This window comes from Mycolicibacterium sphagni (assembly GCF_002250655.1).
In the GTDB taxonomy this organism is placed as follows: domain Bacteria; phylum Actinomycetota; class Actinomycetes; order Mycobacteriales; family Mycobacteriaceae; genus Mycobacterium; species Mycobacterium sphagni.
Genome location: NZ_NOZR01000021.1, coordinates 108,193 through 115,638 on the forward strand (window position 1 = coordinate 108,193; position 7,446 = coordinate 115,638).

General features: G+C 64.7%; 7 protein-coding genes. 4 read left to right on the plus strand and 3 right to left on the minus strand.

The window, feature by feature from the left end:
* Positions 1-18: 18 nt before the first annotated feature.
* The 3 genes from CG716_RS22040 to CG716_RS22050 form a co-directional block, all read right to left on the minus strand.
* Positions 19-1,074 carry an NADH-quinone oxidoreductase subunit B family protein gene (locus tag CG716_RS22040; RefSeq protein ID WP_094483261.1) on the minus strand — a complete coding sequence of 352 codons (1,056 nt, stop codon included), beginning with the start codon at positions 1,072-1,074 and terminating at the stop codon, positions 19-21.
* Between the two features lie 237 nt (positions 1,075-1,311).
* A complete protein-coding gene (hypB, locus tag CG716_RS22045) occupies positions 1,312-2,082 on the minus strand; it encodes a hydrogenase nickel incorporation protein HypB (RefSeq protein WP_094483237.1) in 771 nt (256 codons plus the stop codon).
* 19 nt (positions 2,083-2,101) lie between these two features.
* Entirely contained in the window at positions 2,102-2,437 is a 336-nt protein-coding gene (locus CG716_RS22050) for a hydrogenase maturation nickel metallochaperone HypA (RefSeq protein ID WP_094483238.1), read from the minus strand.
* Between the two features lie 161 nt (positions 2,438-2,598).
* Between CG716_RS22050 and hypF the strand changes: the two genes are divergently transcribed.
* From hypF to hypE, 4 genes are read left to right on the plus strand one after another with little or no spacing between them, the layout of a single operon-like run.
* Positions 2,599-4,872, plus strand: coding sequence for a carbamoyltransferase HypF (hypF, locus tag CG716_RS22055; RefSeq protein ID WP_337360775.1), 2,274 nt, complete (start codon positions 2,599-2,601; stop codon positions 4,870-4,872).
* Positions 4,863-5,150 (plus strand): HypC/HybG/HupF family hydrogenase formation chaperone, encoded by a 288-nt coding sequence (locus tag CG716_RS22060; RefSeq protein ID WP_094483240.1) that lies wholly within the window; start codon positions 4,863-4,865, stop codon positions 5,148-5,150. The genes hypF and CG716_RS22060 overlap by 10 nt, the downstream gene beginning before the upstream one ends.
* On the plus strand, positions 5,147-6,250 hold the full coding sequence (gene hypD, locus CG716_RS22065) for a hydrogenase formation protein HypD (protein ID WP_094483241.1): 1,104 nt from the start codon (positions 5,147-5,149) through the stop codon (positions 6,248-6,250). The genes CG716_RS22060 and hypD overlap by 4 nt, the downstream gene beginning before the upstream one ends.
* Positions 6,243-7,325: a hydrogenase expression/formation protein HypE gene (hypE, locus tag CG716_RS22070; RefSeq protein ID WP_094483242.1), complete on the plus strand. Its 1,083-nt coding sequence runs from the start codon at positions 6,243-6,245 to the stop codon at positions 7,323-7,325. The genes hypD and hypE overlap by 8 nt, the downstream gene beginning before the upstream one ends.
* Positions 7,326-7,446: the final 121 nt, after the last annotated feature.

Consider the following 7,446-nt stretch of genomic DNA (forward strand, 5'->3'; position numbering starts at 1 on the left):
CAATTCCATTGACACCGACTACCAGGTGCGTTGCGCGCCGGTGGTGAGTTCGCGGCCTTTGTGACGCCACTTGGGCTCTTTGTCCACCGTCCGCCCCGTCACCTGGCGCAGGTTGCGGATCACCGACCCGTACAGTCCCGACGCTGTGGTGGAGATCTTGCCGCCCGGCGGCTCATCCATGAACGGCATGAACTTGTCGGGGAATCCCGGCATCGTGCAGCCGATGCAGATGCCGCCGACGTTGGGGCAGCCACCGATACCGTTGATCCAACCACGTTTGGGCACATTGCATTTCACCACCGGTCCCCAGCAGCCCAGCTTGACGATGCACTTCGGCGATCCGTACTCGGTCGCGAAGTCACCCTGCTCGTAGTAGCCGGCCCGGTCGCAGCCCTCGTGAACCGTCCTCCCGAACAACCACTTCGGGCGCAGGGCTTCGTCGAGCGGGATCATCGGCGCTTGGCCGGTAGCCATGTACAGCAGGTAGGTCAGCGTCTCCGCCATATTGTCGGGATGTGCGGGGCAGCCCGGCACACAGACAATCGGTATGCCCGCCTTACTCTTCCACTCCCAGCCGAGGTAGTCCGGAACACCCATCGCACCGGTCGGGTTGCCCGCCATGGCATGGATTCCACCGTAGGTGGCGCAGGTTCCGACAGCGACGATCGCGGTGGCTTTCGGCGCCAGTCGATCGAGCCACTCACTGGTGGTCATCGGCTGTCCGGTCGCGGGATCGTTACCGAATCCGCACCAATAGCCTTCGTTGTGCAGCTGTTCGTTGGGTATCGACCCCTCGACGACGAGCACAAACGGTTCCAACTCCCCGCGGTCGGCCTTGAAGAACCATTCGAGGAAATCGTCGGCTCCACCATTGGGTCCGCATTCGAAGTCGATCAGCGGCCAGTGCACGGCGATCTGGGGGAGACCGGGGAGGGCGCCGAGCGCGATCTCCTCGATGCTGGGCTGCGTGGCGGCGGTCAGTGCGACCGAGTCGCCGTCACAACTGAGTCCGGCGTTGATCCAGAGAACGTGGATCAATGTCTGTTCGGCTTTGACTGCTGCTTCCGTGAGCATGCTGAAGCTTCCCGGGACCGGGCTGGGATCCCTGCGGCGCAGGAGTCGCCCTTCGGCCCACTTGCGCGTCGCTAGACCCAGCGTGGCCCAGATCACACGTTGTTGTCAACGGATTCGAGGTGACAGGTACGAAGGTCTAACTGTCCTCTCAGGAGCCGCCGGCTGATATCGGCGCGACAGCCATTTCACAGGCACCCTGGTCGCAGCGGTATCCCTAAGGTGGACAGCGGATTTCGCTCAAGTTAGGGCACTGTCGACAAATCGTCTCAGCCAACCAAACCACTCCTGCATCCCAGAGCCGGTGCGTGCGCTGACGGGCAGGATGGTCGCGGTGGGATTGACCTCGCGAACGTGGGCGATGCACTGGTCGATGTCCACGTCGAGATAAGGCACCAGGTCGATCTTGTTCAGCAGGACTACGTCGACCGACCGGAACATCACCGGGTACTTCAATGGTTTGTCCTCACCCTCGGTGACCGAATAAACCATCGCCTTGGCGTGCTCGCCCACATCGAACTCGGCGGGGCAAACCAGATTGCCGACGTTCTCGATGATGACCAGGTCCAGCGCGGGCAGGTCGAGGCCCTGCAGCGCCCGGTTGACCATCGGCGCGTCGAGATGGCACTCTCCGCCGAAGCCGTTGCTGGTGTTCAGCAACGATATCTGCGCGCCCCGGCCGGCCAGCTTGGTTGCGTCCAGGTCGGTAGCGATATCACCCTCGATGATCCCGACCGCGAGCTGCCCGGCGAGCTCGTCGAGCGTGGCACCCAGCACGGTGGTCTTGCCGGAACCGGGTGAGCTCATGAGATTCAGCGACCGAATACCGTTGGCCTCGAACGCTTCTCGGTTGACTTTTGCCCTGACATCGTTCTCGGCGAAGATCGATTCCAGTACGTCGACCCGCAGCGTACCGGTCGAGTAGCCGGTGTGGTCGCCGTGGTCGTGGCTGCTGCCGGTGTGCTCGTGGCTGTGCGCAGCGCCGTCGTCGTGACGATGGAATCTGCCCATCGTGAGACCTTTCGCTCGGTCAGGTGACGTCTAGTGACGTCACCAGAAACTCCTTGCCGCGCACGACCTCGACATCGGCGCTGTCGCACAGCGGACACAGCACCGACCATTTCGACGTGATCTCACAGCGTTGTCCGCAAGACCGGCAGACCACCTCGGCCGCGATGAACTCGAGTTCCAGTTTGGCATCGGGCATGCCCTCGTGTTCCCGCAGCAGCGACCAGCAGAACTCCAGCGACTCTGGTACCACCTGGCGCAGGGCGCCTACCTGGACCCGCACGATATCGACGTGCCTGCCGACCGCGTGCGGCCTGACTACACCAGCGATGGCCTGACACAATGAGAGTTCGTGCACACTGCCATGGTGCTCCCATTCTGTTCCTAATGGTGATTGTCGTCGTAGTTTGCCAGGTCTAGCCTGAGGTGACCGGCCCGTGTCGGCAGCCCATCGGGCACAGCCGGCCAACGCTGCTCAGGAGGTCCATGAGGAGCAGTCCGAGCGTATCTGTACCGAGCGTGCGACTCCGGCTCGAGATCACCGGCGTCGTTCAGGGCGTCGGGTTCCGGCCCGCCGTCGCCCGCGCGGCGATCGAGCACGGCGTAGGTGGATTCGTCTACAACGACGCGGGTGCGGTGCACTGCGAGTTGGAAGGTGCGGCCGGTGCGGTTGACGCCGTCGTCACCATGATCCGCAATCGCCCGCCGCCGATGGCACGCATCGACGAGCTGGCGGTGACAAGGCTGGCGCCGAAAGGGGACTCAGGCTTTGCGATCGTCGAAAGCCGCCGCGTTCCCGGCGATCGGCGCACGCTCGTGCCGCCTGATATAGCGATCTGTGACGACTGCCTGCGTGAGTTGCGTGCACCCGGCGACCGGCGCTACGGCCACCCGTTCATTACCTGCACTAACTGCGGGCCGCGGTACACCGTGATCACCGACCTGCCCTATGACCGGCCGGCAACGACGATGGCGAAGTTCCCGATGTGCGTGAGATGCGCCGCCGAGTATCACGACCCGGCCGACCGCCGGTTCCATGCCCAGACCATCGCCTGCCACGACTGCGGTCCCACGTTGTCCTGGTCGGGGCCAGGCGCGGGCGAACCACTGGCCGCTGCGGCGGCGGCCCTTGCAGACGGTTTGATCGTCGCGGTCAAGGGCATCGGTGGCTATCACCTGGCGTGCCGCGCCCACAACGCCGTCGCCGTCGCGGACCTGCGCCGGCGAAAGAGCCGACCCGTCAAGCCATTCGCTGTGATGGTCGCCGACCTCGCTGCAGCCAGCCGGATCGCGGTGATCAATGATGTAGCAGCGCGGCAGCTTTCATCGCCCTGCGCACCGATCGTGCTCGTGCCTGCACGAGACGAGGCAGTAATGGCGGCCGTCGCACCCGGGCTTGGGGAGATCGGGTTGATGCTGGCCTATTCGCCCCTGCACCACCTGTTGTTCGACCGACTGGGCCCCCAACCGTTGGTGATGACGTCGGCTAACCTCGGTGGATCACCGATCGTGTTCCGTGACGACGATAGCGACTGGATCGACGGACTGGCCGACGGAGTGATCGCCCACGACCGCCCGATCCACGTCCCGTGCGAAGACTCGGTAGTGGCGCTGGCCGGCGACGGCGCCGCGGTCCCCATTCGGCGTTCGCGGGGTTACGCACCGCTGCCCGTCACGGTGCGCGGTGTCCGGACGCAGGCGGTGGTCCTGGCGACCGGGGGAGACCTGAAGACCACCTTCTGCCTGATGTCCGCCGACGGTCGCGCACATCTTTCGTCCCACCTTGGCGATATGTCCGATCCGCGCACCCAGTCTTGTTTCGAGTCGGCATATGACCATCTGGCGTCCATGACCCATCGGCAGCCCGATCTGATCGCCTGCGATATGCATCCGTCCTACGCGACCACGAAATGGGCAATGCGCCAGGGTCAGACCGTCATGCGGGTGCAGCATCACCACGCCCATGCGGTATCGCTGCTGGCGGAGCATGACCGCCTAGGTGCGCCGATCCTCGCCGTCGCCTACGACGGGACGGGTTACGGTACAGACGGAACCATCTGGGGCGGTGAGTTTCTCACGATCACCGATCCATCCGTGTTCACTAGGGTCGGCCACGTCAAGCCGTTTGCGCTGCCCGGCGGTGACGAAGCTGTTCGTCACCCCGCACGGATCGCGCTGGATCTTCTGGACCGTGCGGGGATCGAATGGGATGCCAGGCTGCCCGCGGTGAGAGCAGTCGGCGAATCCGGTATCCACATTCTGCGTCAACAGCTTCCCCGAGGCCTGGGATGTGTGCCAACCAGCAGCATGGGGCGCCTGTTCGACGCGGTGGCCAGCCTTATCGGCGTCTGTCAGCTGGTGACGTACGAGGGTCAGGCCGCCGTCCAACTCGAGCATGCGGCCCGCACCGGCAGGGCGGTGCCGTTGGACTTCGGCGTCGAGGCCGGTGTTCTGGATCCTGCCCCCGTTATCGCCGGTCTCGTCGACGGTTTGCGCGCGGGGGCCGAGGTGGCCGATCTCGCGGCCGGTTTCCACCACGCGGTGATCCGAGCGACGGCGGTGGCGGTGACCGACTGCGCGCGACGGGCCGATATCGGCACCGTGGGGCTCACTGGCGGCGTGTTCGTCAACCGCCTCCTCCTCGCCGGGCTCGGGGAGACGCTGACCACCACTGGGTTCGAAGTGCTGACGCATGCGGTACTGCCGTGCAACGACGGCGGGCTGGCGTTGGGGCAGGCCGTCATCGCGGCGGCCTGGAACCCCGGACAGAAAGAGAGCGGCAGATGTGCCTAGGAATTCCCGGGAAGGTGGTGCAGATCTGGGACGAGTCCGGCACCAAGATGTCGACCGTCGATTTCGGCGGCACTACGAAGACGGTGTGCCTCGCCTATCTACCGGACATGCAAATCGGTGAATACGCGATCGTGCATGCGGGTTTCGCAATCACGCGCCTCGACGAAGCATCGGCCAACGAGACGCTCAAAATGTTCGAACGCCTCGGGGTGCTCGACGAGGAACTCGCCGGATCAGAAGGACAGAGTAGGACCCAGACCGGGAGGACTCCGGCATGAGGTATCTAGATGAATTCCGCGACCCGCTGGCCGCGCGGACTTTGGTCGAACACATCAAGCGCCGCGCCTCCCGGACCTGGACGATAATGGAAGTCTGTGGTGGACAGACACATTCGATAATCCGCAACGGTATCGATCAACTGCTCGGCGATGCCGTCGAGTTCATCCATGGCCCCGGCTGTCCCGTCTGCGTCACTCCGTTGGAAATGATCGACCGCGCACTGGAGATCGCGTCCCGTGATGACGTGATCTTCTGCTCGTTCGGGGATATGCTCCGCGTGCCGGGCAGCCATCAGGACCTGTTCAGCGTTCGGGCGCGCGGCGGAGACGTGCGTATCGTCTATTCGCCGTTGGATGCCACCAGGATAGCCGCTGACAATCCCGACAAGAAGGTGGTGTTCTTCGGCGTCGGCTTCGAGACCACCGCACCGGCCAACGCGATGTCTGTTGTTCACGCGCAGCGACTCGGCCTGACGAACTTCTACCTGCTGGTCTCCCATGTGCTGGTGCCACCCGCCATGACGGCCATCCTGAGTTCGCCGACCAACCGGGTGCAGGGTTTCCTCGGCGCGGGCCACGTCTGCACGGTAATGGGGACCTCGGAATACGCTCCGCTGGTGCAGAAGTACGGCGTGCCGATCGTAGTGTCGGGCTTCGAGCCGCTCGACCTGCTGGAAGGAGTGCGCCAATTGGTCGACCTGCTCGAGGACGGCAAGGCCGAACTGCGCAACGCCTATCCACGTGCCGTGAACAACGCGGGCAACGTGGTCGCGCAACAGACGCTGGACGACGTTTTCATAGTCACCGACCGACCCTGGCGCGGTATCGGGATGATTCCGAAATCGGGCTGGAAGCTCTCACCCCGGTACACGGCGTTCGATGCGGAGCGAGAGTTCGGTGTCGGGCACCTGGAGGTCGAAGAGTCCGCCGAGTGTCACAGCGGTGAGGTGCTCCAGGGATTGCTCAAGCCCAACGAGTGTCCGGCCTTCGGAAAGTCCTGCACGCCACGTACTCCGCTGGGCGCGACGATGGTGTCCAGCGAGGGTGCATGCGCCGCCTATTACCAGTTCCGTCGGCTGGGGGCACCGGCACATGCCTGAGGCGCCCATGACCATTGACCCGGCGAACTGGGTATGCCCGCTGCCGCTGCGCGAGACGAAACGGATCATGCTCGGCCACGGCGGGGGCGGTGTGCTCTCCGAAGAACTCATCGAGAATCTGTTCTTGCCTGCCTTCGGATCCACGGGGAAGCCGGGCCGCGATTCGGCGCTGCTGGATGTGCCTGCCGGCCGAATCGCCGTAACCACCGATTCCTATGTCGTGCAGCCGTTGTTCTTCCCGGGCGGCAACATCGGCGACCTCGCCGTTAACGGCACGATCAACGACCTGGCGTGCAGCGGCGCCGTGCCGATCGGACTCACCGCGGGCTTCATCGTAGAAGAGGGGCTGGAACTGGTCGTGCTCGGAGCCGTCGCACAGACCATGGGCAAGGCCGCGGCAAAGGCCGGGGTCACGATTGTCACCGGGGACACCAAGGTCGTCGGGAAAGGCAGTGCCGACCAGCTTTTCATCAACACCGCCGGCGTAGGCGTCGTCCCGCCAGGTGTGGAGATCGGACCTGAGCGGGCGCGCCCCGGCGACCACATCATCGTATCGGGCAATATCGGCGAGCACGGGGTGGCGATCATGAGCGTGCGCGAAGGCATCGACTTCGGCACCGTCGTCACCACCGACAGCGCGCCCCTACACCGACTCGTCGCGGCGATGCTGGCGGCTTGCGCGGCATCGGGTGCGCCGGGCGCTGTGCATGCGTTGCGGGACCCGACGCGTGGCGGACTGGTCGCCTCGGTCGTGGAGATCGCCAAGGCGGCGTCGGTGGGGGTCGAACTGGACGAGGCCACAATCCCAGTGCCGGAGACAGTTTCGTCGGCATGCTCGTTCCTCGGGCTTGATCCCCTACAGGTCGCCAACGAAGGGAAAATCGTGGCCTTCGTCGATCCGTCGCAAAGCGCCACGGTACTCGCCGCGATGCGTGCCCGGCCAGAAGGGGTGAACGCCACGATCATCGGCCGTGTCGTCGCCGAGCACTCCGGCATGGCCGTGACCAACACACCGTTCGGCACAACCCGCGTCATCGATCGCGAACTCGGGGAGCAGCTCCCGCGCATCTGTTGACCGATCTGCGGGATCGCCGAAATCTCATCGGCGATGAGTGCCGTCTAGACGGTATGGGGGCTGACTCGGGGCCGAAGGCCTCGGGCTGCAATCGGACGTGGGTTGCCGGTGTCGAGTGAAC